Origin of the sequence: Campylobacter sp. CH186, assembly GCF_004378925.1 — a bacterium.
Classification (GTDB): domain Bacteria; phylum Campylobacterota; class Campylobacteria; order Campylobacterales; family Campylobacteraceae; genus Campylobacter_D; species Campylobacter_D jejuni.
The window spans coordinates 1-23,431 of sequence record NZ_RYYB01000001.1; the positions used below are offsets into that span (position 1 = coordinate 1).

The window sequence follows — 23,431 nt, forward strand, 5'->3', positions numbered from 1 at the left end:
ACGGTTTGAACTGATTCTTTAACGGCTTGATTGTCTTGTTCTAAACCTTTTTTAGTAGCAAGGATGTTTTCGTTGATAGCACTTGAGATTTGTCCAAATTCATCATTGCTTTTTACTTCTATAGTAGAAACATTTTTTGTTTTATGGTTGATGAAGTCAAAGAATGAATTTAAACCTGTTTGAATAGTTGTAAGTGGAGAGAGGTATTTTGATACGATGAAATAAAGGAGGATTACGCTAAATACTACTACAATAATGACAACAATGGCTTGAATAAATGCGGCTTTATGAATAGGTTTATTTATAATATCAGCACTTTCACTAATACAAGCTGTATAGGTAAAGACTTTAGTACAAGTTCCAAGTCTTTCTTGGCCATCTAATTCATAAGAAAAAAAGTTATAGTTTCCATGTGTTTTATACGCATTTAAAATAGGAGAATGATCAATGGATGGATTTAATAATTCTTTATTAGTTGCTGCAAATATTTTATTTTCTCTATCAAATAAAAGTGTATTTCCAGGAGTTGCTGCAACTAACTCTTGTAAATTTTCTGATGGTATATCGATACCTAATACCCCTATAATTTTACCATCTTTATAGATAGCTTTAGAATACGTTATTACATATTGTTTTAAATTTGCATCTAAATATGCTGGTGTAACAAAAATATCATTTGTTTTTAAAGCTTCTTGGTACCAATTTTTTGTCTTTATATCTAAATCATCACGCAACTCAGGCATTTTTGCATCATTAGATTTTTGACTAAGTAAAACTTTTCCATTAGTTAAACCTAAATAAACATTTAGTGCATTTGTGCTATGACGATAATATTTTAATATCGGACCAACATTGTTAATAATATTTTCTTCAGTGATTAAGGATTGATAAGGTAAATTTGTGATATCTTTTTCTAAAGCTCTAGTAAAAGATTGATTTGTAGAACGGAAATCTTCGACGGTAGATTGTGTGACCTTAAGCAAGTCGGTTTGGTTTTTAAGGGTAGCTTCATGTAATGAGGTTTTTGTAAAATAAAAACTCACAATACTTAGAACAATTAAAGCAAAAATTGCAATTAAATTTGCAATGAGAGAAAGTTTGATTTTTATACTATTCATTTTTTTCCTTTTTTTGTATTTATTTTTAATTTAAAATTAAATGTAGTATTATTTTATCAAAAAATATAAAATATTGTTTGACTTTTATCTTGAAAATTTAAAAATTTAATTATATTAATTGAAAATTATATGTATTTTTCTAAAAAGTAGCATTAATATAAAATAATAAAATATTTAGTTAAAAATTGAATTGTATGAAATTTATATTTATAAAGGATTAGAATGGCTTATACGATCATAGAGATAGAAAGAAAAACAGGAGTTTCTAGTAGAACACTTAGGTTTTGGCTAGATAAAGGTTTATTTCCCTTTGTGGAAAAAGATAAAAATGGAGTGCGTTATTTTAGTGAAAAAGATTTAGAATGGGTGATTTGGGTGGATTGTTATAGACAAATTGGTATGAGTATTGAAGATCTTAAAAGATATATTTTTTTATGTGCTAAGGGTAAAGATACGGCAAAAGAGAGATTAGAGATTATTTTAAAATTAAAAGAAAAAACACTAAAGGATATGAAAAAATTGGAGAATATTATAAAAAAACTTGATTTTAAAATAGATTATTATGAAAAAATGGTTATGGAAAATAAAGATGAGCTAAATCCTTTAAGTAAAGATTATATTAAACGAAAAAAACGAGTAAAAATTTAAAAATATTTAATTTTATTCTTGACTTACACTAGATGTTAGGTTTTATACTTTTAAAAATTTAAAAATTGAAAGGATAAAATGCTAACTTTAAATAGGGATAAAATACCTAATTCTCAAATTATTTTAGTATTTTGCTTAGGTGTATTTGGAATTTTAAGTACAGAGCTTGGAATGATGGGGATTATTCCTGTAGTATCTGAAAATTTTCATGTGAGTATTTCTGATGCGGGTTGGAGCGTAGGTGTTTTTGCGCTCGTGATAACTTTTTGTGCACCTATAGTCCCTTTGCTTTGTGCAAATTTCAATCTTAAAAAATTAATGCTTATTTGTCTTTTAGTTTTTACATTTTTTTCTTTTGCGAGTGCTTTTGTAAATGAATTTTGGCAATTGCTCATTTTTAGAATTATTCCTGCTTTTTTTCATCCTATTTATATAGCTCTTGTTTTAGTATGGTTGCTAATTTAGTTGAAGATAAACAAGAAGTCCCAAAAGCTACGGCTAAGATTTTTACAGCAGTGAGTGCAGGGATGGTTTTGGATGTGCCTATGACTAGTTATTTTGGTGGAAATTTTAGTTTTGAAGTGGCGATGTTATTTTTTTGTATTTTAAATAGTTTATCTTTTTTAGCAACTTTGTTATTTGTGCCTGATTTTAAAAGGGTAAATCCTGTTAAAATAACTAAGCAACTGCTTATCTTAAGATACCCACTTTTGTGGATTAGCATTCTTTGTGTTATCTGTATAAATACTGGAATTTTGGGATTTTATTCTTATTTTTCTGATTTTTTGTATAGTGCAGCAAAGATGAATTTTACTTTCATTAGTGTTGTATTGGCTATTTATGGTTTTTCAAACATTATAGGTAATTATATAGCAGGAAAAACTCTTGTGAAAATGCACATTTTACTTTGCTTTTATATTGGGAATTTTAGGCGGAATAATGAATAATGGTACACACTTTATAATAAACCATCCTTTTCCAAAAGCTCCTGATTTTAGCAATGGACTTTTTATAAGTGTAGCTAACATAGGGTTGAGTAGTGGAAGTGCTATTTGTGGAGTGGTTATATCTTTGAGTAATACACGCTTTATTGTTGTAAGTACTATTTTTTGTTGATTTTAGGAATTGTAATGATTTTATTAAGAAGGAGGGTAGAAAAAATGAAATTAAGATTTTAATTTTAAAATTTAATAACCTTATATTTTATACTAAAAGGAGATAAAATGAAAACTTTAATTGTTTTTGCTCATACTTTTTGGAAAGATTCAAAAGTAAATCGTACTTTATTAGAAAGCATAAAAGATATAGATAGTTTAAAAATTCACAATCTTAGTACAAGTTATAATGATGGCAAGATTGATGTTGATAAAGAACTTGCTTTGCTAAAGGAAGCAGATAAAATTATCTTTCAATTCCCACTTTTTTGGTTTAGCACCCCAAGTTTGCTTAAAGAGTGGCAAGATAGAGTTTTAAGTGCAATTTTATATAGTAAAAAAGGGCTTTTAAAAGGTAAATTTTTTCAAGTTATTACAACTTTGGGTGGTGCTGAGTAAAGTTATGATGGACATCACGGTGCTACTTTAGAAGATCTTTTAAGACCTATTTATTATGGTTTTGAGTATTTAGGTTGTATAAGTATTAAGCCTTACGCTATTTTTAATGTAAGTGTTGATGGTCTTGATTTAAATATTTATAAAAAAGCACTGACTATAAATTAAAACAAACTCAAAAATAAGTTAAATTTTTAGTTTAAGAGATAAAATTTATAAGAGTGAGTACAAACTCGCTTTTGATGCTTAAGTGTTTTTATATTTTAGAGTATTAATTTTTGTAAGAACAGGAGTTAGAATGCATGATTTTAAGATTACTTTAAATAATGGAATAAAAATACCAGTAATAGGCTATGGTGTATATCAAATTGACAACTTAAAAAAATGTCAAGAGTGTGTTGAAAATGCAATTAATATAGGATATAGATTGATTGATACAGCACAAAGCTATGGTAATGAAGAAGCAGTTGGACAAGGTATAATCAATGCTTTAAAGAATGGAATCAAGAGAGAGGAGATTTTTATAACTACTAAATTATGGCTTAGCGATGCAAATGAAACAAAAGCTTTAAAAGCATTTGATTATTCTCTTAAAAAATTAAAACTTGATTATATAGATTTATATCTTATTCATCAACCCTATTCAGATATATATGGAGCGTATAGGGCAATGAGCAAGCTTTATAAAGAAGGTAGAATAAAAGCTATTGGTGTAAGCAATTTTTATCCAGATAGGCTTGTAGATTTTGTTTTTGGAAATGAGATAAAGCCAGCTATAAATCAAGTAGAGTGCAATCCTTTTCATGCGCAATTTCAAGCACAAAAACTTATGCAAGAGCTTAATGTGCAAATGCAATCTTGGGCACCATTTGGAGAAGGCAAGAATAATATTTTTAACAATGAAACAATTGCAAATATTGGTTTAAAATATCAAAAAACAAATGCACAAGTAATTTTAAGATGGTTGATACAAAGAAATATTATTGTTATTCCAAAAACCACTCAAAAAGCAAGAATGTTTGAAAATTTTAATATTTTTGATTTCAGTTTAGATGAGCAAGATATGCTAGAAATATCTAAACTTGACAATAAAGAGAGTTTGTTTTTTAATCATCAAGATCCCAATATTGTTAAACAAATGTATCAATTAAAACGTTAAATTTTTTAAAGTTGGATTGAAATTATATTTTTGATAAAGGAAATAAAAATGAAAAGAAGAAATTTTTTTAAAGTTACAGCAGGTGCAATAGCATTAAGTAGTCTTAGTTTAAAATCTAATTTATCTGCAAATGAAAAAGTTCAAGACTTTGATGATAAAAAATTAAATCCTAGTAAAGAAGCATTGAGGAATATCAGTAAAAATCCTTTCGGTTTGGTTTATGAGAATGCCATAGTTGCAAATCAAAAAGGTCAAGTAAATATTAAGAAGGTAAGCTATGGATTAGACAATAATAAAAGTGTAGCCAATCTTTATTTACCTGCAAATTTTAGTGTAAAATTAAAATATCCAGCTATTGTTGTAGCCCATCCAAATGGTGGGGTAAAAGAGCAAGTTGCAGGGCTTTTTGCACAAAAATTAGCAGAGCTTGGTTATATTACTTTAGCTTTTGATGCTTTTTATCAAGGAGAAAGCCAAGGTTTTCCACGCAATAAAGATGTTCCATCAAGCAGAGTTGAAGATATCTCTAAAGCGATTGATTTTTTAGATACTTTTAAAGGGGTAGATAAGGAAAGAATAGGAATTTTAGGAATTTGCGGAGGAGGTGGCTACACATTAAAAGCAGCGCAAAAAGATAAAAGATTAAAAGCAGTAGCAACTTTAAGTGTTTTTAATACAGGACTTGTTCGTCGTAATGGTTTTTTAAATAGTGAGCTTGATAAGATTCAAGAAAAATTATTAAACGCAAGTAAAGCAAGAGAATTAGAAGCTACAAGTGGTAAAATAAGCTATACAGGTTTTGCTCCTAAAAAATTAAATAAAGAAGAGCTTGATAAAATTCCTACAGATCTTTATCGTGAGGGTATGATTTATTATGGAGATACTCATGCACATCCTAATTCTAGTTTTATTTATACAACAAGTTCTTTAATGGATCTTATGAGTTTTGATGCAACTGATCAAATTGAGCTTATTACTCAGCCTTTGCTTATGCTTGTAGGTGATAAAGCAGATACAGCTTATATGAGTAAAGAAGCGTTTGATAAGGCAATAGGAACTCAAAATAAAGAACTTTTCGTGCTAAAAGATACCACACATATACAAAGTTATTACAAAAAAGATTCTGTAAATGCAACTCTAACAAAATTGCAAAAATTTTATGAGAAATATTTATAATGAATAAAAGAGAGTTTTTAAAATATCTTCTCAAGATAGGAATTTTAGCAAGTGCACCAAGTTTTAGCTTGGCACAGAATAAAAGAATTTTACTTGTTTATTATACAAGGACACTAAATACTCACATTTTAGTTTTATTTATACAAAGCGTTTTAAAATGTGATATTTTAAGGCTTGAGAGTGCAGAAATTTACCCTACAAATTACGATGAAATGGTGACTTTAGCTCAAAAACAAAAGCGAGAGAAAATCTTTGTCAAACTTGCACCTTATTCGCTAAATTTAAGTGCATACACTCATATTTTTATTGCCTCGCCTCTTTGGGGATTGTCTCTAAGTGCTCCTATAAAAAGTTTTTTAAAAAACCATGATTTTGAAAATAAATTCCTAACTCCTATTATTACTAATGCTAGATGGGGTTTTGGAAATTCTATAAATGAGATAAAAAATCTAACTAAAGCGACTATTTTGCAAGGCTTAGAATATGAATTTAAACTTAAAGAAAAAACCACAAGAAACTTAAAACAATATAATGAAAATTTAATATCCCAAAATAATGCTTTTGAAAAGCTAGACAAAGAAAAAATTATAAATTTCTTACAAAGAAAAAATTATGCAACATTCAAAGCTTGATAAAAAAATTATTCACTTAAGCGAAAGGCTTATGTTTAAACTCGTACTTTTTTCGGCAGCGATGATGACTGTTTTAGGCACTATTGTGATAGCTCCTGCATTACCTGCTATGAATGAATACTTTAAAAATGTTTCAAATATAGAGCTTTTAAGTGGTCTTGTGGTTACTATTCCTGCACTTTTTGTGATGATTTTTTCACCTATAGCAGGAAATTTAATAGATAGATTTGGTAAGTTAAAATTTCTTTATCCTGCGATGATTTTATGGATTATATCTGGAGTTAGCGGGTGCTTTTTAGATAGTATTTATGCTTTGTTAATTAGTAGGGCATTTTTTGGTATAGCTACAGCTTTCATTACAACAGCAGCAAGCACCTTACTTGGAGATTATTATAGCATAGGAGATAGACGTGATAAGGCTTTGAGTTTACAAGGCTTTATTTTAGCAATGGGTGGTGCAATGCTTACTATTATTAGTGGATATTTGGCGAGTTTTTCTTGGCGTTATGTGTTTTTGGTTTATGGTAGTGGGATTTTTATTTTTATTTTTTGTCTTTTTTATTTATTTGAGCCACGAAGTGCTAAAAAATATATACAAGAAAAGCCCTTAGAAAAGATAAATTACAAGCCTTTTTTACCTATTTATTTTATGGGATTTTTTATTATGTTAATTTATTATTTAGCTGGTATTAATTTTCCACATTACATAGAAAGTTTAGGACTTAATGCTAAATACATAGGTTTTGCTATGGCTGTGCCAACTATAAGTTATGGAATCTTTTGTTATCTTTATAAGGACATTGTGAAATTTTTAAATATCAAACAAATTTATGTGTTAGGGCTTATTTTGGAGGCTTTTGGATTTTTGCTTGTATTTTTAATAGAAGATTTTACTGTTTGTGTTATTAGCTTATTTATTTTTGGAATGGTTGGTGGGCTAATTGTTACAAATAATAGTGCCTATCTTTTTAAACTTACAAAGTCAAATTCTCGTGCTAGAGCTTATAGTGGCTTGGCAAGTTGTATATTTTTTGGGCAATTTATCTGTCCTATCGTTACAACACCTATGGTAAAAGTTTTTGGGCTAAAAATGGAGTTTTTAATCTGGATTTTGGTACTTTTTGTTGTGAGTATTATTTATAAGAAAATGTATCTAAAAAATACTTGACTTACACTAGATGATAGCTTATATAATTTTGTAAATTTAATTTTATAAAAAGGAAAAACAAATGCAAAAAGGAAAATTAAGAAATTTGGAAGTAAGTGTCTTAGGACTTGGTTGTATGGGAATGAGCTTTGGTTATGGAGAAGCTAAAGATGAAAAAGAGATGATAACACTCATTCATAGGGCAAAGGATCTTGGTATTGATTTTTTTGATACAGCCGAAGTTTATGGTCCTTTTGTTAATGAAGAATTAGTAGGTAAAGCAATAAAACCTTTTAGAAATGAAGTAATATTAGCAACAAAATTTGGTGTTAGAATTGAGGGTGCTAAGCAAATTGTTGATAGCACGCTTAATAAAATCAGACAAAGTTTAGAAGGTAGTTTGAAGCGTTTGCAAACGGATTGTATTGATCTTTATTATCAACACAGAGTTGATACAAATGTTCCAGTTGAAGAAGTTGCTAACTTAATGAGCGAGTTTTATAAAGAAGGAAAAATTAAAGCTTGGGGTATGAGTGAAGCAGGAGTGCAAAGCATTAAAAAAGCTCATGCAGTATTTCCGCTTAGTGCGGTTCAAAGTGAGTATTCTTTATGGTGGAGAGAACCAGAAAAAGAACTTTTAAAAGTTTTGGAAGAATTAAATATAGGTTTTGTTCCTTTTTCTCCTTTAGGAAAAGGATTTTTAGCAGGTAAATTTAATGCAAATTCTACTTTTGAAAATAATGATTTTAGATCGCAAGTTCCACGTTTTAAAAGCGAGAATTTAAAAGCTAATTTGGATTTAGTTTATGCATTAGAAGATATAGCAAAAGCTAAAAATGCTACTTTAGCACAAATTGCTCTTGCTTGGGTTTTAGCACAAAAAACATTTATTGTGCCTATTTTTGGAACAACAAATTTGCAAAGGTTAGAAGAAAACATTAACGCTGTTAATATTGATTTTACTCAAGAAGAATTAAATCATTTAAAGAGTATCTTGGATAAAATAAAAATCAAAGGGGATCGCTATGCCGGTGAAGCTGCTCTTAGAGTTGGGAAATAGAAAGTTTGGTTTATTTCTTATAATGATTTTATGTAGTTTTGTTAAAGGAGTGTAAATGCAAGAACTTGAAAGTAAAGGAATTCATGGAAGTTTTAAAGGCGATAGTAAATTTTTTAGCAAAAATGTAAAAGTTTCTATGATGTTTAAATCAAATGAGTGGAGAAATTTTAGTGGAGCTTTGGTTGAATTTGAAGCTAGTGCTAGAAGTGCATGGCATACACATCCTCAAGGACAAACCTTAATCGTAACAGAGGGCGAAATCATCACAAAAGTTCCAGGGCAAAAAGCATTTATTGCTAAAAAAGGCGATGTGATAAGCTGTCCTATAGGAGTAAAACATTTTCATGGTGCGACTAATACAAGTAGTGGAGCACACATAGCACTTACAGGCGAGAAAGAGGGTAAAAATGTAGAATGGCTTGAGCTTGTAAGCGATGAAGAATATGAAAATGCCTTAAAAGAAGCAAGAGAGTAAAAGAAATTTGTAAATAAAACACAAAATTTTTATAAAAACTTTTATGTTTTTGAAGTATTTTAAATGCTCTTTTTTCACAAACTTTAAAAACCACCAAGGATAAAACCATGCAATTAAGACAAAAAGCAAGAGAAATTTTTGAAAAACTCTTAGGAGGAGCAAAAAAGGATCAACTTTTTGCAAGTGATAAAGAGCATTTTATCAATCACATAAATTTTACTTTTGGCGAGAGTTTTGTAAAAGCAAATTTGGATACACAAAAATATTTTTTAATCACCCTTGCTTCTACTTTAGCAATAGGTGGAAAAATAGAGTTTAAAGCTTTACTTAAAGGTGCTCAAGAACGATATAAGTCCTATTGTCATCAAAGAAGTGATTTATCAAGCTACGCCTTATGTGGGTTTTGCTAGAGTATGTGATTTTTTAAGTCTTTGTAATAAAGCATTTAAAAAACTAAATATTGCCTTATCTTTGACTTCACAAGACACCACTACGCAAGAAAATCGCAAAATAAAAGGCAGGGAAATACAAAATGCTATTTTTGGTGAAGCCAATATCACTAAAATGATAGAATCTACCCTAGAAGATAAAGCTTTTATAAATGATTTTTTGAGTGCGAATTGTTTTGGAGACTACTATACACGCACAGGACTTGATCTAAAAACTAGGGAGCTTTTAACCCTTGTATATCTTATCTCACTTGGTGGGCTAGATAATCAAGTAAAAGCCCATATACAAGGTAATCTTAACATGGGACAAAGTAGAAAAGATTTGCTAAATATCATTGCAGCTCTTATTCCTTATATCGGTTATCCAAGGGCTTTAAATGCAATTGCTGTGTTAGATAGCTTGACTTTATAATTTTTTATGTTAAAAATTTATGTTGCATTTTTATTGAATGAAAGGATTAAAAAATGGAATTTAAAACTTTATTAAATATAAAAGAAAAAAGATTACAAGAATGTCAAGAATTGATAAAAAAACTTGAAAAGGAAAGAAGCAATTATGAAATTACAAATTGTAAAAATATAAAAGAAATAAATATAAAATTAGAAAAATTGATAAAAAAAGAAATTTTATTTTTTGAAAATTTAGAATATGAAAAATTTAAAAATAATCCCCAAGAATTTGATGATTTAGAAGATGAAATTTATTTTTATTTTGATTTATATATGATAAATATTTCCAAACCAGAGTTAAAAGAGCTTGAGTTTAATTCTAAAGTTGAATTTAAAAAATATGAGGAACGTTATGAAATAAGAAAAGATAAAAAAGATTTTATTAAACTTTCAAAATCAATTTTGCAAACTTCAAAAGATTTATTTCAAGTTGCAATTTTGGCTGGATTTTCCATAATTATTTTTATACTCATTCTACATTCTTTGCAAACAAAAACCATTCCTTTTTTTGGATAGCCAAAAGGCAACTGCTTTGGCGATTACAGGAGTTTTATTTGGAGGAATTTTTAGTTTTTTCTACATGGGAATATTTTCTTTTTCAAGAGAACTATATAAACAATATTTTAAAATACCAAAAAGAATCCCTTTTATAATTTATGTTGCTTCATCCATTATCACTTTTATCACATTACAGAAACCTAATATATTATTATTAATATCTATTGTTATTGTATTTATAGTTGCAAATGGTGCATTATATTTTTTTGGGAGAGAATATAGAATTTCATTAAATAAAATAGAAACTTTTATGCTACAAACCATATTAATATTTATTATGTATGTATCTATGATCATTGTTAGTATTTTTATCATCATCAAATCTCAAGAAGTTAATTGTATTTATCTGGGTATTGGTCATTTAATTATTTTTATATTTTTTAGTCTTCAATTGTGTTTTAAAGACTTTAAAAGTTTTAAATTTTTGTTTTGATTAACACTATTATCTTATTTTTATCTATTATGTTTTTAAATGAAAATATCACTTCTTATTTGAAAATAGGCAATTTTAAGGTAGAAGAAATGACACTAAGTAAAAATAAAATTGTAAAAAATAAATTATTAGATAATAATATCAGCTTTATTGAAAATGAAGAAGGTTTAAAAGTAAAAGATTTATATATTCTTTCAGATGCAAAAGATGTATATTATATACAAAGCAAAAAAGAAGAAAATAAGAAACTAAAAAAGTCATTTCTAATAGATAAAAAATATGTTTTAGATAAAGATTTTTGATAAAAAAGGAAAGTTAAAGTGCAAAGCATAAGTTAAAATATTTTACTTTAGTATAAATTGCACTTATTTTTAAATATATCAGTTTAAAAAAACTTAAAGACTATAAAAATGCGAAATAAAAGTAGTTTTTATTAAAGAAGAATAAAATATCTTTACAATTTTCTTAAAATTTTGCAATATTTTTTTACATTTTTTCGATAAGAAAAAAGCTTAAAGTCATTCTTTTTTGCTACAAATTTGGTGTTTCTGTGAAATAAATTTTCAAGCTTTTTTCTTGTTTTTTCAATTTGTTCAAGTGAAGTAGTATTAAAAGAATTTAAGATAATTTTTATTTCTTTTTGCTTTAAAAAATTTAGAATATCAGTATTTTGTTTACCTAGCCAAATTTCAAAACCAAATTTAAGTCCGACTTTAAAACTAAGCATATCAAAAAGTGTTTCACGCATAGAATTTAACAAATAATTTGACATTATAAATTGTTTTCTTAAAAGAGCTTTTTCTAATTTTGTAAAAGTAAAATAAAACTCATTGCATATTTCATCAAAATCTTTTTCTGTTGGTTTCTTAATGCAAAAAACATTCTCATTTTGAGTTTTCTTAAATCTTTGATCTTTATCTATAAGCGCTTTGCTTAAAGGTTCAAATTTATAATAATGTTTCAATGATTTTAAGGGGATAAATTTAAAGTCTATTCTCACTCCATTTTTAAAAATTACCAAAAAACTCACCCAATTTTTAGGCAAATCAGCTTTATAGAATTCAAAGCTTTCAGGCGCTTGATAAAATAAAATTTTTCCAAAATTTTTAATAAATTTAGGTAATTTTGCTTTTTTGATATCTTTGCTTTTGTTTAGGTTTAATAATTTTCTCAAATTTTTAGATTTTAGAAAAAATGAAATATCATAATCTTGATATTTATCCTTTTTAGCTTTCTTATTTACTCTTGAACCTTCAAGTGTTATAAGACGAATTTGTTTATAAATAAAAGCAATATTTTTAATTTTTTCTAAAATTCTTTTTTCGCTTTGCATCTAAAAATTCCTTTTTAAAAAATCTTAAAAGTTTTATATTTATATAATAATGATTTTTATCCATTTTGATATACTTTAAAAATATTAAATTTTCATAAATTTTAAGATATTTTAATATTTTATTAAAATTCTATCCTTGTTTAAGGATAATAAAATAAAAGCTCTAAGAAATCTTCGCTATAAAAATTTGTTTTATTTTATATATTTCATTCATTTAAAATTGCTCCTTTATCACACATTTTCTCTATATTTAGAAGTAGCTTTGGCGGTATAAATTCTTTTATATTTTAAAATTTCTAAAGATTTTTAACATTATAAAAAAATACGTTAAAAAATCAAAAAATTTTAACACATCAAGTATTTATTCTAATTTTTAAAAAATTATTTTCACTCTTGACTTATAGCTACTCTAATGTTTTATAATTATAAAAAATCAAAAAAGGAGCAAAAATGCAATACAAAATTTTAGAAAACAATCGCATCGCAAGTAAAGGCTATGCAATGCTTAGTAAAGATGCGAAATTTACACCCTTTGAATTTAGCCGCCACGCCATTGGCGATAATGATATTTTGATTAAAATCCTATATGCAGGCATTTGTCATAGCGATATTCACACCGCAAGAAGCGAGTGGGGAAAAGCTACTTATCCTTGCGTGCCTGGGCATGAGATAGCAGGAGAAGTTATCGCTGTGGGTAAAAATGTGAGTAAATTTAAAGTAGGAGATTACGCAGGGGTTGGTTGTATGGTAAATTCATGTGGTGAGTGCGATGCTTGCAAACGCTCACAAGAGCAGTTTTGCGAAAATGGCAAAACCATCTTTACTTACAATAGTTGCGATGTATTTCACGGCAATGAAAACACTTATGGAGGCTACTCAAACAACATAGTTGTAAGTGAAAAATTTGCCATTTGTGTACCAAAAAATGCACCGATGCATAAGGTTGCGCCTTTGCTTTGTGCGGGCATTACTACTTACTCTCCTTTAAAATTTTCTAAGATAAAAGAAGGCTCAAGCGTTGCTATAGCAGGCTTTGGCGGACTTGGTATGATGGCTGTAAAATACGCTGTTAAAATGGGTGCAAAGGTTAGCGTTTTTGCTAGAAATGAAAACAAAAAAGCCGACGCTTTGGCTATGGGTGTAAGCTCATTTTACACAAGCGCTGATAAAAACGCCGTAAAAGAACGTTTTGATTTAATCATCTCAACCATTCCAACGCCTTATAATCCTGCAATTTATTTGGATTTACTTAAATTTGGTGGCGAAATGGCTATAGTTGGCTTACCACCTGTGGAAGATAAGGTAAATATAGGCATAAACGAGCTTGTACATAAGGCAGGTAAAAAGGTTTATGGCTCGCTAATTGGCGGTATTGCTGAAACTCAAGAAATGCTTGATTTTTCTTTAAAACACGAAATTTATCCAGAAACCGAGCTTATCACACCGCAAGAAATCGATAAAGCTTATGAAAATCTAACCTCAGGAAAGGCTAAATTTCGCTATGTCATTGATATGACAAAAGAATAATTTAATACTTATTAAAAACCACATCGCTAATGTCAAATCCCCTTTGCCTAGCGATGTTTAAAAGCTCTTTTATACTTTTTTCATCAATTATATTTCTTGCTAAGATCCAAAGATATTTTTTATCAGGACTACCCACAATGGCAACTTTATACTCGCTATCAACAAAAATGATTTCATAATTTACCTTATTAAACAGGTTCATAAAGATGTTAAATCTCACTGCTAATTGCCTATTTGAAACGATTTTTGCCTTGCCTTTTATACTTGAAATTTCATTTTCTTTACTGCAAAAATTCTCAATTTCTACATAAGGAACGCCATTTTTGTATTTAAGCTCGTATTTTGCCTTTGAATTTAGGCAAGATTTTTGAAAAAAGGCTGGTTTTCTAGCCATTTCAAGCCATTCTCCCATATAATTTTGCAAAGAAAGTTCGCCAATTAATTCAAGCATTTTTTTCCTTTTTGTCTTTCTCGCCCCATTTGCACATAGCTTGTAAAATAGGAATTAAACTTTGTCCGCGTTTGGATAAGCTATATTCTACCTTGGGTGGAATTTGAGCGTATTCTTTTCTGATGATTAAACCATCGTTTTCTAGTTCTCTTAAGGTATTGGTTAAAGTTTTAAAAGATATGGAGCTTAAAAAGCGTTTGAGTTCATTATAACGCACGATTTCATAGCGAAATAAGCAGTATAAAATACTCATTTTATATTTTCCATTAATTAATGCTAGAGTATAGTTAAATCCGCATTCTTCGAAATTGCACTGAGAATTCTCTTTAGTCATTTAACATTCCTTTAGTATAGTATCTTACTTTATTTTCTGTATTGAAAATGATATTATGCTAAGTTATAATTGTATCATAAAATTTAAAAAAGGATAAAAATGAAAAATATACTTTTACTTAATGGCGGAAAGAATTTCGGTCATTCTAAGGGTGAGCTTAATCTTACTTTGCATAATCTTGCTGTTGAAACCCTTAAAGAATTAAATTATAATATAAATGAAACTCATATTGATCGTGGGTATGATGTAGAAAATGAAATTCAAAAGATTTTAAATTCTGATGTAGTGATTTATCAAATGCCTGGCTGGTGGATGGGCGAGCCTTGGATAGTTAAAAAATATATGGATGAAGTATTTACTGCAGGGCATACAAGATTATACGCAAGCGATGGAAGAAGTCATACAAATCCTACTAAAAATTATGGTAAAGGCGGGCTTTTACAGGGAAAAAAATATATGTTTTCTCTCACTTGGAATGCTCCATCTGAAGCTTTTAGTGAAAAAGATGAATTTTTTGAAGGTGTTGGGGTTGATGGTGTTTATTTGCATTTACACAAAGCAAATCAGTTTTTAGGAATGAGTGCTTTACCAACTTTTATTTGCCACGATGTGATTAAAAATCCTCAAGTGGAAAAATATCTAAACGAGTATGAACTACACTTGAAAAAAATTTTTTAAAAAAATTTGACTTAAAAATTTCAAGGTGTAACATTGACTCGAACAAAGTATTTGTATATCTTGCTTGTTTTAGCTATGTTTTTATGGGGCTCATCTTGGCCTACTTCTAAGATTTTATCAGCTTATGCTGATACTTCTGTGATTACTTTTTGGCGTTTTTTCTTTGTTTTGCTAGGCTCTTTGATGGTATTAGGCTTTTTAAGAATTCCTTTAAGGCTTGAAAAATCTATTTTAAAATGGGTGCTGATAGCAGGAATTTTAAATGGGCTTTATACTTTTGTATTTTTTATTGCCATTAAGCATGGTTTAGCTGGAAAAGGCGGTGTTTTGGTTACAACTATGATTCCTATTTTTTCTTATTTGATATTTATGATAGCAATATTATTTCAAAAAGATAAAAAATCAACTCACAAGATCACAAAGAGTGAAATTCTAGGCTTATTTTTAGGTTTATTATCTGGATTTTGTTTGTTAAATTTAGGGAGTTTAGAAGATTTATTTGGCAAATTTAATATTTTATTTTTAACTTGTTCTTTTATTTGGGCTTTGATAGCAGTGTTTAATCATAAAGCCAAAGGAGCTCACCCTTTGGCGATTAACTTTTATATTAATCTCATTTCTGTTTTAATGTTTTCTTGGGTATTGTTTGATGTAAAAAGTTATGAAATTTTTCATTTTGAATTTAAATTTTGGATCAGTATGTTTGTCGTGGCTTTTTTATCAACTATTATAGGTACTAGTATTTATTATTATGGGATTCACATTTTAGGGAGTGTTAAGGCAAATTCTTTTGTTTTAATCACTCCTGCTAGTGCTTTAATTTGTAGTTATTTTATACTAGATGAGGTGCCAAATGCACTTACCTTGTTAGGTTGTGCCTTGGCTATAGGTGCTATATATTTTATCAATATTTATGGTAAAAAAGCTTAAATCAAATTTTCAAAATCAAGATTGATTTTTTGATCCATGGCTTTAAAATTTATTTCTCTTTGTTTATAAAGCTCTAAAGCTTCTTGCATACTAATGCTTTGAAATTTAAAGTTAGAACCTAACTTAGCTTGTGCGAGTAAGCTTAGATCATTTTCTATAACCGTGGCTATTTTTGTATAACCTCCTGTGCTTTGTCTTCCTGCCATTAAAATGATAGGAATACCACTTTTTGGCACTTGTATGCTTCCAAAAACCGCAGGATCTGAGATGATATCTGCTGAGTTTTTATGCTCTATACTTTCACTAGATTCTGCGTAAATTGCCATTCTATCGCTTTTTGAACCTACTTTATAAGTAGTATTTAAAAAAGTATCTATGCCTTTTTGAGTAAAAGCATCTTCATTTGTTCCTAAAATAACGCGTATAATAGGCTCTTTAGGACTTTTAAAAAGAGGATTTTCACATTCTCTAGCTTCTAAATTAAAAGGTATAAAAGTATTATGAGTATTTAAAATATCATCTTTTTGCAAAGCTCTTCCTTCAAAAATTCCAACCCCCATTTTAGCATCGCTGGATTTAGAGTTTAAAAAACTTTTTACTTCAAAGCCACCCGCTACGCATAAATACCCACGAAAACCTATTTTTGCTAAACCAAGTTCTAAAATATCGCCTTTATTTGCTTTATATACTTTATAAGTTTTGATTTTTTGATTATTAAGCTTTGCTTCAAATTCAGCCCCACTTAAAACAAAATAATTCTCATCTAAAAATTTATATTTTCCACCTTTTAAACAAAGCTCAACTCCTGCTTCATCTTGTTTGTTTCCAAGTAAGATATTTGCCATTCTTAAAGCATCTTCATCCATAGCTCCACTTCTTGCTATGCCAAATTTAGCAAATTTTTTTCTACCAAAGTCTTGCAAACTTGAATTTATAGACGCTTCAATGATTTTTATACTCATAAATTTCCTTTTGATAGACTTTTTTAGCAACTTGCTCTTGGATATCGAAAAATTCATCTTTTGAAATGGCTTTAAATTTTAAAAACATACCCGCTTTTAAAAGAGTGGGATTTTTTTCATCTTCTTTATCAAAAAATTCCAAAGGTGTTCTAGCAATGATTTGCCAACCCCCTGGGCTTGATATAGGATAAACTCCTGTTTGCTTATCAGCTATGCCTACACTTCCAGCTTCTATTTTTGCTCTAGGGCTTGAAAGGCGTGGGGTAAAAAGTCTTTCGTCCAAACCTCCAAGATAAGGAAAACCTGCCATAAAACCTAGCATAAAAACAAGATAATAAGGCTTAGTGTGAAGAGATATAAGCTCTTCTTTTGAAATTTGATTGTGTTTGCACACAAATTCTAAATCCAGTCCAAATTCTTCATCATAACAAAGTGGAACTTCTATACAAAGACTTGAGTTTTGCTCCGTAAGTTTAATATCCTTTTTAATTTTTTCTAAAAAATCAAGCAAAGAATTTAAAGAAAGTATACAAGGATTAAAATATATAAGCAAGCTTGCATAAGCACTTACTAACTCATCAATCCCATAAATTTCACCTTCTTTTAGGGCTTTTTGTATCCTTTGTTCTGTACTTAAAACACAGGCATTGATTTGAGGTGAAATTTCTTGCTCGAAACGTAAAAGCAAAGCCTTGCTTCCGCTAAAATGCACACTAAACATTGCTAAAACCTATATAAAATTTTCCAAAGCACAAATTTGAATTTGCTCTTTTTCTAAATTTTCTTTGATTTTTTTAACAAATTCTAAAGCTTTTGCATTATCCCCATGAACACAAATACTATCCGCTTTTAAATCAATTTCTTTGCCATTTATGCTTGTAACTTTGCTTTCTTTTATCATTTTTATCACGCGTTTGATGGCTAAATTTTCATCGTGTATTAACGCTCCTTCTAATTTTCTTGAAACTAAAGTGCCATCATCATTATAAGCACGATCTGCAAAAACTTCATTAGCATATCTTAAACCTTTTTTCTTAGCCGCTTCATTCATAGCAGAATTACTAAGCCCTAGAAAAATAATATTTTCATCAAAACTCGCCACTGCCTCACAAAGTGCTAAGGCTAAATTTTCATCAAGAGCAGCCATATTATAAAGTGCACCATGGGCTTTAAAATGCTGTATTTTCATACCTTTTGCCTTAGCAAAGCCAAATAAAGCTCCTAGTTGATACAAGGCATAGTTTTTAGCCTCTTCAAAGCTTATTTGCATATTGCGTCTTCCAAAACCCAAAAGATCAGGATAAGATGGGTGTGCTCCTATGCAAACACCATTTTGCTTGGCTAAATTTAAGGTTTTATCCATCACACAAGGATCACCCGCATGAAAGCCACAAGCGACATTTACTGAGCTTACAAATTTTAAAATTTCTTCATCCATCCCCATTTTATAGGTGCCAAAACTTTCCCCTAAATCACTATTTAAATCCACTTTGAACATTATTTGACCTTGTATATTTAATTATTGATTTTATTATATCTAAAGAAGAATTTTAAATAAGCTAAAAGTTTTGAAAAATAAATAAAAAAGTTACAATAAGTAAAAAATGATATTTTAAGCAGGTTAAAACCTGCTTAATTTTTAGTCTTTTCTTGTTTTTGCATCAATTACAAATAAAGGTTTATCAAGAAGTTTAAAATCAGCAATGAAATTTAAAGTCTTATCACTTGTTACCCATTTGATAAATTTGCTAGCTTCTGTATAATTTACATTTTTACAATGCTTAGGATTTGTTGCTATAACAGAATAGAAATTTTTAAGACTATCATCGCCTTCATTTACGATTACTAAGTTTGGTTTGCCTTTTTCATTGGCTTCATATTTGATATAGGTACCACGATCAGTTAAAATCACACCTTTTTTTTCTTCAGCGATTTTAATGCTTGCTAGCATACCTTGTCCGCTTTGTTGATACCAGCTTTGTTTTTCAGGAACACCGCCAAGATTTTTCCAAAGGCTTTTTTCTTTATTATCAGTGCCTGATTTATCGCCTCTTGAGATGAAAGTAAGCTTTTCATTTTTGATAAGTTCTAAGCTTTCTTTTAAATTTTTACCTTTAAATTTAGAAGCTAAAGATTTATCTGCGATGATGATAAAATCATTATACATCACAGGAGTTCTATCTACGCCAAAGCCTTTTTTCATAAATTCTTTTTCAGCCTTTGGAGAATGCACAAAAAGCACATCAGCGTTGCAATCTTCACCCATTTTTAAAGCTGCACCTGTTCCTACCGCAACCCATTTTAAGGTATTGCCACTTTCTTTTTCATAAAGGGGTTTTAGAGCATCTAAAAGTCCTGTATTGTCAGTGCTTGTTGTGGTTGCCATTTTAAGTTCTGCTGCACTTGCACTTAAAGCTAAAGCAAGGGCTAAAGAAATGATTTTTTTCATTTTTTCTCCTTATAAATTTACATAAAAAAATATTTTAGCATAATTATGCTAAAATTACTTATTTTAAAAAGGATATTTTTGGATTATATTTTTGATGGTTTTAAGCAAGCTTTATTTTTACTTTTCAATGCTGATGAAAGTGTAATTTCGGCTATAAAAACTACACTTTTAAGCTCAAGTATTTCTATAGTTTCGGCTTTGCTTATAGGTTTTCCTTTGGGATTTATCTTAGGCTTTTTTGATTTTAAATTCAAACGCTTTATAAAACTTATCATAGATACTAGCCTCTCTTTTCCAACAGTTGCAGTAGGACTTATACTTTATGCACTGATTTCAAGTCGAGGACCTTTGGGGGAATTTGGACTACTTTTTACTATAAAGGCTTTAATTTTAGGGCAGTTTGTCTTAGCGCTTCCTATAGTGATCGCACTTTTTTCAAATTTGATAGAAAACATGAATAAAAAACATTTTTTACTTATAAAATCTTTTCACCTAAGTCCTTTAAAACTTGTTTTAATGATGATTTATGAATTACGCTTTGCTTTGATTAGCGTCGTTGCACTAGCTTATGGACGCATTGTAGCAGAAGTAGGAGTAGCGATGATAGTAGGTGGAAATATCAAATACGACACTAGAACCATAACCACGGCTATTTCTCTTGAAACCAACAAAGGCGAATTTGCTAGCGGTATAGCTTTGGCTTTGGTTTTAATCCTCATTGCCTTTTGTTTAAATTTCGTCACACATAAACTCAAAAGAACATAAAATGATAGAAATTTCTAATCTTTTTTTCAACTATCAAAACAAAGAAGTTTTAAAAATTAAAAATTTAAAACTTGATACTAGTAAAATTAGCATCTTAATGGGAACGAATGGAAGTGGAAAATCTACATTTTTAAGAATATTAAAATTTTTAGAAGGAGATTTTTCAAAAAATATTTCTTATTTTGGAAATTTTAAACTTAATAATAAACAAAAGCGTGAAATTTATTTGCTTTTTCCAGAGCCCATTTTGTTAAATCGTAGCGTAAGGGCAAATTTTTTATTTACTTTAAAAACTTATGGGATTAAAGAAGATATCGAAGAACGTATAAAAGAAAGTTTGATGTTTTTAAATTTAGATGAAAGTCTTTTAAGTAAATATCCTAATGAACTTTCATCAGGACAAAGTCAAAAAATAGCTTTTGCTATAGCTTTAAGCGTAAGAGCGAAGTATTATTTACTTGATGAACCGAGTGCTTTTTTGGATAAAAATACTACGCTTTTATTTAAAAAAGCTATTCTTAAAATGCATGAAAATTTCAATACAGGTTTTTTAATCGCAAGTCATGATAAACATTTTTTAGATTCTTTGGCGCAAAAAAAACTTTATTTACACAGTGGAGAAATTTTAGAATTTGAAAATACTAATGTTTTTGAACTAGAAAATCAAGGTGTGAAATTTTGTAATTTTATAGATTTTAGTAATTGTAAAAAATATAAAGATTTTAAAAAACCTCCAAGTAAAATTGCTATTGATCCTTATAAAATTTCTTTTTTTAATTCTAAAAATATCCCAAAAAATAATTATGAGTTTATTTTAGAAAAATGTTATATTATAGCACTTAGAAGCAGGAAAAGTGATGTTTTTATAAGGGTAAGTTGTATGGATAAAATTTTAGAATTTGCCTTAGAAAAACAAGAATTTTTAAAATTCGATTTAAAATTATACGAAGAACTCAGTCTTTATTTTTATGAAGATGCAATATGTTTCTTAAATTAACATACATTATAAAATTTAAATAAAATATTACAAATATTCCCATTTTTTATAAAATTTATCTTAATTATTTTTTAAATTTGTATTTAATACAAATAAACTCTTATATAATGTTTAAAAATAACCATAAAGGAGTTTTTATGCTTAATCAAAATAATCAAGAGCTTTTTAAGCCAAGTAAAGAATTTTCTCGTAATGCTCGTATAAAAAATTTATGTGAATACTATGATTTATGCGATGAAGCCAAGGAAGATTTTGAAGGTTTTTGGAAAAGACAAGCACTTGAGAAGATCGAGTGGTTTTCGCCTTTTTCAAGAGTGTTAAATGAGGATAAAGCTCCATTTTATAAATGGTTTGAAGGTGGAACTTTAAATGTAAGTTATCAATGTCTTGATCGTCATATGAAAACAAGACGCAATAAAGCTGCTTTGATTTTTGAAGGTGAAATGGGGGATTATGAAGTTTATACTTATAGAAGATTATTGCATGAAACTTGCAAGGCGGCCAATTTGCTTAAAAAATTCGGAGTAAAAAAAGGCGATAGGGTTGTAATTTATATGCCTATGATTCCAGAAACAGCTATAGTAATGTTAGCTTGTGCAAGGATTGGGGCTATTCATAGTGTGGTATTTGGAGGATTTTCTCCAGAAGCTTTGCGAGATAGGATTATAGATGCAGGAGCTAAACTTGTAGTAACAGCTGATGGTGCTTTTCGTCGTGGCAAACCTTATATGTTAAAACCTGCAGTAGATAAGGCTTTAAGTGAAGGGTGCGAAAGTGTAGAAAAAGTACTTATAGTTATACGCAATAATGAACCTATAGAATATATTAAAGGAAGGGATTATGTTTATAACGAACTTGTGAAAAATGAGTCTTATAAGTGTGAACCCGAAATCATGGATAGCGAGGATTTGTTGTTTTTGCTTTACACTTCAGGATCAACAGGTAAGCCAAAAGGAGTTATGCATGCAAGTGCAGGATATATACTTTGGGCACAAATGACTATGGAATGGGTTTTTGATATTAAAGATTATGATAATTATTGGTGTAGTGCTGATGTGGGTTGGATTACAGGACATACTTATGTAGTTTATGGGCCTTTAGCATGTGGAGCAACGACTATAATGCATGAAGGAACTCCTACTTATCCAAATTCTGGGCGTTGGTGGAGAATGATAGAAGAGTATCAAATAAGCAAATTCTACACTTCGCCAACTGCCATAAGAATGCTTCATGCTGATGCACCTGATGAGCCAAGAAAATATGATTTAAGTACGCTTGAAGTGCTTGGAACGGTTGGAGAGCCTATCAATCCTAGTGCTTGGAAGTGGTTTTATGATGAAATAGGGAGAACTAAAAGTCCTATAGTCGATACTTGGTGGCAAACAGAAACAGGTGGGCATATGATCACGCCTTTACCAGGTGCTACTCCTTTAAAACCAGGTTGTGCTACCTTGCCTTTGCCAGGAATTTTTGCAGAAGTTATTGATGAAGAAGGCAATAAAAAAGATGAAGGTGAAGATGGATTGCTTTGTATAACCAAACCTTGGCCTTCGATGATTCGTGGAATTTGGGGTAATGATGAACGCTATATAGAAAGTTATTTTTCTCAAGCTAGAAAAGATGGAAAAGCTGTATATTTTAGTGGCGATGGTGCTTTTTATGATAAAAATGGTTATATAACTATCACAGGAAGAACAGATGATGTGGTTAATGTTGCAGGACATCGTATAGGAACGGCTGAAATTGAAAGCGCTATTGCTAAACATCCAAGTGTAGCAGAATCAGCTGTAGTGAGTATTTTGGATGCGATTAAAGGCGAGTCATTGTTTGCTTTTGTGGTTTTAAGTCCTGCATCCAGTTGTGATCTTGGCGGAGCTATAGAAACTTTAAAAGAACTTAATGACATTTTAAGAGTAGAAATAGGACCTATAGCTAAAATAGAAAAAATTCTTTATACTCCAGGTTTGCCAAAAACTAGAAGTGGTAAAATAATGAGAAGAATTTTAAGAACTATAGCAAGAGGTGAAGAAATCAAACAGGATATTTCAACGCTCGAAGATTCTGGAGTAGTAGAAATCATTGTTAAATTAGCTAAGGCAGAGTTTGAATAACAAGGCAAAAAGAACTTTGCCTTGTTGCATAAAAATTCA

At 29.3% G+C, this 23,431-nt stretch carries 26 protein-coding genes and 2 pseudogenes; 20 read left to right on the forward strand and 8 right to left on the reverse strand.

Translation table 11 applies throughout. The features are described 5' to 3' along the window. A partial coding sequence (locus ELQ09_RS00005; RefSeq protein WP_208336087.1) for a cache domain-containing protein occupies nt 1-1,118 on the reverse strand: 1,118 nt, incomplete at its 3' end. Nucleotides 1,119-1,340: 222 nt separating this feature from the next. Here ELQ09_RS00005 and ELQ09_RS00010 point away from each other — a divergent pair. From ELQ09_RS00010 to ELQ09_RS08350, 14 genes and pseudogenes are all read left to right on the forward strand, one after another. Next, nucleotides 1,341-1,766: a MerR family transcriptional regulator gene (locus ELQ09_RS00010; protein ID WP_134224857.1), complete on the forward strand. Its 426-nt coding sequence runs from the start codon at nt 1,341-1,343 to the stop codon at nt 1,764-1,766. Between the two features lie 174 nt (nt 1,767-1,940). Then, nucleotides 1,941-2,713: pseudogene (locus ELQ09_RS00015) on the forward strand (MFS transporter). Beyond that, the gene (locus ELQ09_RS08330; RefSeq protein ID WP_240692750.1) at nt 2,706-2,882 is read left to right on the forward strand and encodes a hypothetical protein; all 177 of its coding nucleotides are present in this window, start codon (nt 2,706-2,708) and stop codon (nt 2,880-2,882) included. The pseudogene ELQ09_RS00015 and the gene ELQ09_RS08330 overlap by 8 nt, the downstream one beginning before the upstream one ends. Before the next feature lie 107 nt (nt 2,883-2,989). Beyond that, nucleotides 2,990-3,319 carry an NAD(P)H-dependent oxidoreductase gene (locus ELQ09_RS00020; protein WP_240692751.1) on the forward strand — a complete coding sequence of 110 codons (330 nt, stop codon included), beginning with the start codon at nt 2,990-2,992 and terminating at the stop codon, nt 3,317-3,319. 295 nt (nt 3,320-3,614) lie between these two features. Continuing rightward, on the forward strand, nt 3,615-4,475 hold the full coding sequence (locus ELQ09_RS00025; RefSeq protein WP_126265552.1) for an aldo/keto reductase: 861 nt from the start codon (nt 3,615-3,617) through the stop codon (nt 4,473-4,475). 48 nt (nt 4,476-4,523) lie between these two features. Next, complete coding sequence (locus ELQ09_RS00030) at nt 4,524-5,651, forward strand: alpha/beta hydrolase (RefSeq protein WP_134224856.1); 1,128 nt, start codon at nt 4,524-4,526, stop codon at nt 5,649-5,651. Further along, on the forward strand, nt 5,651-6,283 hold the full coding sequence (locus ELQ09_RS00035; RefSeq protein ID WP_134224855.1) for a hypothetical protein: 633 nt from the start codon (nt 5,651-5,653) through the stop codon (nt 6,281-6,283). The genes ELQ09_RS00030 and ELQ09_RS00035 overlap by 1 nt, the downstream gene beginning before the upstream one ends. Next, complete coding sequence (locus ELQ09_RS00040; RefSeq protein ID WP_134224854.1) at nt 6,264-7,451, forward strand: MFS transporter; 1,188 nt, start codon at nt 6,264-6,266, stop codon at nt 7,449-7,451. Before ELQ09_RS00035 ends, ELQ09_RS00040 begins: the two co-directional genes overlap by 20 nt. 61 nt (nt 7,452-7,512) lie before the next feature. Next, a complete protein-coding gene (locus ELQ09_RS00045) occupies nt 7,513-8,490 on the forward strand; it encodes an aldo/keto reductase (RefSeq protein WP_134224853.1) in 978 nt (325 codons plus the stop codon). Nucleotides 8,491-8,545: 55 nt separating this feature from the next. Beyond that, nucleotides 8,546-8,965 carry a cupin domain-containing protein gene (locus ELQ09_RS00050; protein WP_070247970.1) on the forward strand — a complete coding sequence of 140 codons (420 nt, stop codon included), beginning with the start codon at nt 8,546-8,548 and terminating at the stop codon, nt 8,963-8,965. A 107-nt stretch (nt 8,966-9,072) separates the two neighbouring features. Then, nucleotides 9,073-9,826 (forward strand): annotated as a pseudogene (locus ELQ09_RS00060) (carboxymuconolactone decarboxylase family protein). A 53-nt stretch (nt 9,827-9,879) separates the two neighbouring features. Then, complete coding sequence (locus tag ELQ09_RS08340) at nt 9,880-10,380, forward strand: hypothetical protein (RefSeq protein ID WP_240692755.1); 501 nt, start codon at nt 9,880-9,882, stop codon at nt 10,378-10,380. A 16-nt stretch (nt 10,381-10,396) separates the two neighbouring features. Further along, entirely contained in the window at nt 10,397-10,855 is a 459-nt protein-coding gene (locus ELQ09_RS08345; protein ID WP_240692756.1) for a hypothetical protein, read from the forward strand. Nucleotides 10,856-10,944: 89 nt separating this feature from the next. Continuing rightward, nucleotides 10,945-11,157, forward strand: a complete 213-nt coding sequence (locus tag ELQ09_RS08350) for a hypothetical protein (RefSeq protein ID WP_240692757.1) — start codon at nt 10,945-10,947, stop codon at nt 11,155-11,157. A gap of 152 nt (nt 11,158-11,309) precedes the next feature. Here the strand turns inward: ELQ09_RS08350 and ELQ09_RS00070 are convergent, their stop codons facing one another. Next, nucleotides 11,310-12,188 (reverse strand): aminoglycoside 6-adenylyltransferase, encoded by an 879-nt coding sequence (locus ELQ09_RS00070; RefSeq protein WP_134240014.1) that lies wholly within the window; start codon nt 12,186-12,188, stop codon nt 11,310-11,312. 450 nt (nt 12,189-12,638) lie between these two features. On the opposite strand from ELQ09_RS00070, the gene ELQ09_RS00075 reads away from it, so the two are divergent. After that, the gene (locus ELQ09_RS00075) at nt 12,639-13,715 is read left to right on the forward strand and encodes an NAD(P)-dependent alcohol dehydrogenase (RefSeq protein WP_088303958.1); all 1,077 of its coding nucleotides are present in this window, start codon (nt 12,639-12,641) and stop codon (nt 13,713-13,715) included. 1 nt (nt 13,716) lies between these two features. Here ELQ09_RS00075 and ELQ09_RS00080 read toward each other — a convergent pair whose 3' ends face one another. Together ELQ09_RS00080 and ELQ09_RS00085 are read right to left on the reverse strand one after the other, a co-directional pair. Continuing rightward, on the reverse strand, nt 13,717-14,166 hold the full coding sequence (locus ELQ09_RS00080) for a lipocalin family protein (protein WP_070316787.1): 450 nt from the start codon (nt 14,164-14,166) through the stop codon (nt 13,717-13,719). Next, the gene (locus tag ELQ09_RS00085) at nt 14,159-14,500 is read right to left on the reverse strand and encodes a helix-turn-helix domain-containing protein (RefSeq protein WP_002867086.1); all 342 of its coding nucleotides are present in this window, start codon (nt 14,498-14,500) and stop codon (nt 14,159-14,161) included. Before ELQ09_RS00085 ends, ELQ09_RS00080 begins: the two co-directional genes overlap by 8 nt. A 99-nt stretch (nt 14,501-14,599) precedes the next feature. Here ELQ09_RS00085 and ELQ09_RS00090 point away from each other — a divergent pair, with 99 nt between their 5' ends. Together ELQ09_RS00090 and ELQ09_RS00095 are read left to right on the forward strand one after the other, a co-directional pair. After that, on the forward strand, nt 14,600-15,178 hold the full coding sequence (locus ELQ09_RS00090) for an NAD(P)H-dependent oxidoreductase (protein WP_070316788.1): 579 nt from the start codon (nt 14,600-14,602) through the stop codon (nt 15,176-15,178). Nucleotides 15,179-15,211: 33 nt separating this feature from the next. After that, nucleotides 15,212-16,108, forward strand: a complete 897-nt coding sequence (locus tag ELQ09_RS00095; RefSeq protein WP_002921812.1) for a DMT family transporter — start codon at nt 15,212-15,214, stop codon at nt 16,106-16,108. Here the strand turns inward: ELQ09_RS00095 and ELQ09_RS00100 are convergent. The 4 genes from ELQ09_RS00100 to tupA form a co-directional block, all read right to left on the reverse strand. Continuing rightward, nucleotides 16,105-17,070: a biotin-dependent carboxyltransferase family protein gene (locus ELQ09_RS00100; RefSeq protein WP_134263675.1), complete on the reverse strand. Its 966-nt coding sequence runs from the start codon at nt 17,068-17,070 to the stop codon at nt 16,105-16,107. The genes ELQ09_RS00095 and ELQ09_RS00100 overlap by 4 nt on opposite strands. Further along, complete coding sequence (pxpB, locus tag ELQ09_RS00105) at nt 17,051-17,791, reverse strand: 5-oxoprolinase subunit PxpB (RefSeq protein ID WP_070316790.1); 741 nt, start codon at nt 17,789-17,791, stop codon at nt 17,051-17,053. The genes ELQ09_RS00100 and pxpB overlap by 20 nt, the downstream gene beginning before the upstream one ends. 9 nt (nt 17,792-17,800) lie before the next feature. Continuing rightward, nucleotides 17,801-18,568: a LamB/YcsF family protein gene (locus ELQ09_RS00110; protein WP_096702785.1), complete on the reverse strand. Its 768-nt coding sequence runs from the start codon at nt 18,566-18,568 to the stop codon at nt 17,801-17,803. Between the two features lie 141 nt (nt 18,569-18,709). Further along, nucleotides 18,710-19,519 (reverse strand): tungstate ABC transporter substrate-binding protein TupA, encoded by an 810-nt coding sequence (gene tupA, locus ELQ09_RS00115; protein WP_002882425.1) that lies wholly within the window; start codon nt 19,517-19,519, stop codon nt 18,710-18,712. A gap of 78 nt (nt 19,520-19,597) precedes the next feature. Between tupA and tupB the strand changes: the two genes are divergently transcribed. The 3 genes from tupB to acs all read left to right on the forward strand — a co-directional run bounded on the left by tupB (nt 19,598) and on the right by acs (nt 23,392). Further along, nucleotides 19,598-20,284, forward strand: a complete 687-nt coding sequence (gene tupB, locus ELQ09_RS00120) for a tungstate ABC transporter permease TupB (RefSeq protein WP_208357084.1) — start codon at nt 19,598-19,600, stop codon at nt 20,282-20,284. A 1-nt stretch (nt 20,285) separates the two neighbouring features. Then, nucleotides 20,286-21,281 carry a tungstate ABC transporter ATP-binding protein TupC gene (tupC, locus tag ELQ09_RS00125; RefSeq protein WP_044780401.1) on the forward strand — a complete coding sequence of 332 codons (996 nt, stop codon included), beginning with the start codon at nt 20,286-20,288 and terminating at the stop codon, nt 21,279-21,281. Nucleotides 21,282-21,418: 137 nt separating this feature from the next. Beyond that, a complete protein-coding gene (gene acs, locus ELQ09_RS00130) occupies nt 21,419-23,392 on the forward strand; it encodes an acetate--CoA ligase (RefSeq protein WP_002877298.1) in 1,974 nt (657 codons plus the stop codon). Nucleotides 23,393-23,431: the final 39 nt, after the last annotated feature.

Excerpts from the sequence above, each read along its gene's own strand:
- tupC (WP_044780401.1), top strand. The coding sequence starts at position 20,286 with ATGATAGAAATTTCTAATCTTTTTTTCAACTATCAAAACAAAGAAGTT.
- ELQ09_RS00025 (WP_126265552.1), top strand. The coding sequence starts at position 3,615 with ATGCATGATTTTAAGATTACTTTAAATAATGGAATAAAAATACCAGTA.
- ELQ09_RS00070 (WP_134240014.1), bottom strand. The coding sequence starts at position 12,188 with ATGCAAAGCGAAAAAAGAATTTTAGAAAAAATTAAAAATATTGCTTTT.
- ELQ09_RS00080 (WP_070316787.1), bottom strand. The coding sequence starts at position 14,166 with ATGCTTGAATTAATTGGCGAACTTTCTTTGCAAAATTATATGGGAGAA.
- ELQ09_RS00075 (WP_088303958.1), top strand. The coding sequence starts at position 12,639 with ATGCAATACAAAATTTTAGAAAACAATCGCATCGCAAGTAAAGGCTAT.
- ELQ09_RS00020 (WP_240692751.1), top strand. The coding sequence starts at position 2,990 with ATGAAAACTTTAATTGTTTTTGCTCATACTTTTTGGAAAGATTCAAAA.
- ELQ09_RS00035 (WP_134224855.1), top strand. The coding sequence starts at position 5,651 with ATGAATAAAAGAGAGTTTTTAAAATATCTTCTCAAGATAGGAATTTTA.
- ELQ09_RS08350 (WP_240692757.1), top strand. The coding sequence starts at position 10,945 with ATGACACTAAGTAAAAATAAAATTGTAAAAAATAAATTATTAGATAAT.
- ELQ09_RS00100 (WP_134263675.1), bottom strand. The coding sequence starts at position 17,070 with ATGAGTATAAAAATCATTGAAGCGTCTATAAATTCAAGTTTGCAAGAC.
- tupA (WP_002882425.1), bottom strand. The coding sequence starts at position 19,519 with ATGAAAAAAATCATTTCTTTAGCCCTTGCTTTAGCTTTAAGTGCAAGT.
- ELQ09_RS08340 (WP_240692755.1), top strand. The coding sequence starts at position 9,880 with ATGGAATTTAAAACTTTATTAAATATAAAAGAAAAAAGATTACAAGAA.
- ELQ09_RS00090 (WP_070316788.1), top strand. The coding sequence starts at position 14,600 with ATGAAAAATATACTTTTACTTAATGGCGGAAAGAATTTCGGTCATTCT.
- ELQ09_RS00010 (WP_134224857.1), top strand. The coding sequence starts at position 1,341 with ATGGCTTATACGATCATAGAGATAGAAAGAAAAACAGGAGTTTCTAGT.
- ELQ09_RS00050 (WP_070247970.1), top strand. The coding sequence starts at position 8,546 with ATGCAAGAACTTGAAAGTAAAGGAATTCATGGAAGTTTTAAAGGCGAT.
- ELQ09_RS00045 (WP_134224853.1), top strand. The coding sequence starts at position 7,513 with ATGCAAAAAGGAAAATTAAGAAATTTGGAAGTAAGTGTCTTAGGACTT.
- ELQ09_RS08330 (WP_240692750.1), top strand. The coding sequence starts at position 2,706 with ATGAATAATGGTACACACTTTATAATAAACCATCCTTTTCCAAAAGCT.
- ELQ09_RS00040 (WP_134224854.1), top strand. The coding sequence starts at position 6,264 with ATGCAACATTCAAAGCTTGATAAAAAAATTATTCACTTAAGCGAAAGG.
- pxpB (WP_070316790.1), bottom strand. The coding sequence starts at position 17,791 with ATGTTTAGTGTGCATTTTAGCGGAAGCAAGGCTTTGCTTTTACGTTTC.
- ELQ09_RS00030 (WP_134224856.1), top strand. The coding sequence starts at position 4,524 with ATGAAAAGAAGAAATTTTTTTAAAGTTACAGCAGGTGCAATAGCATTA.
- ELQ09_RS00110 (WP_096702785.1), bottom strand. The coding sequence starts at position 18,568 with ATGTTCAAAGTGGATTTAAATAGTGATTTAGGGGAAAGTTTTGGCACC.
- acs (WP_002877298.1), top strand. The coding sequence starts at position 21,419 with ATGCTTAATCAAAATAATCAAGAGCTTTTTAAGCCAAGTAAAGAATTT.
- ELQ09_RS00085 (WP_002867086.1), bottom strand. The coding sequence starts at position 14,500 with ATGACTAAAGAGAATTCTCAGTGCAATTTCGAAGAATGCGGATTTAAC.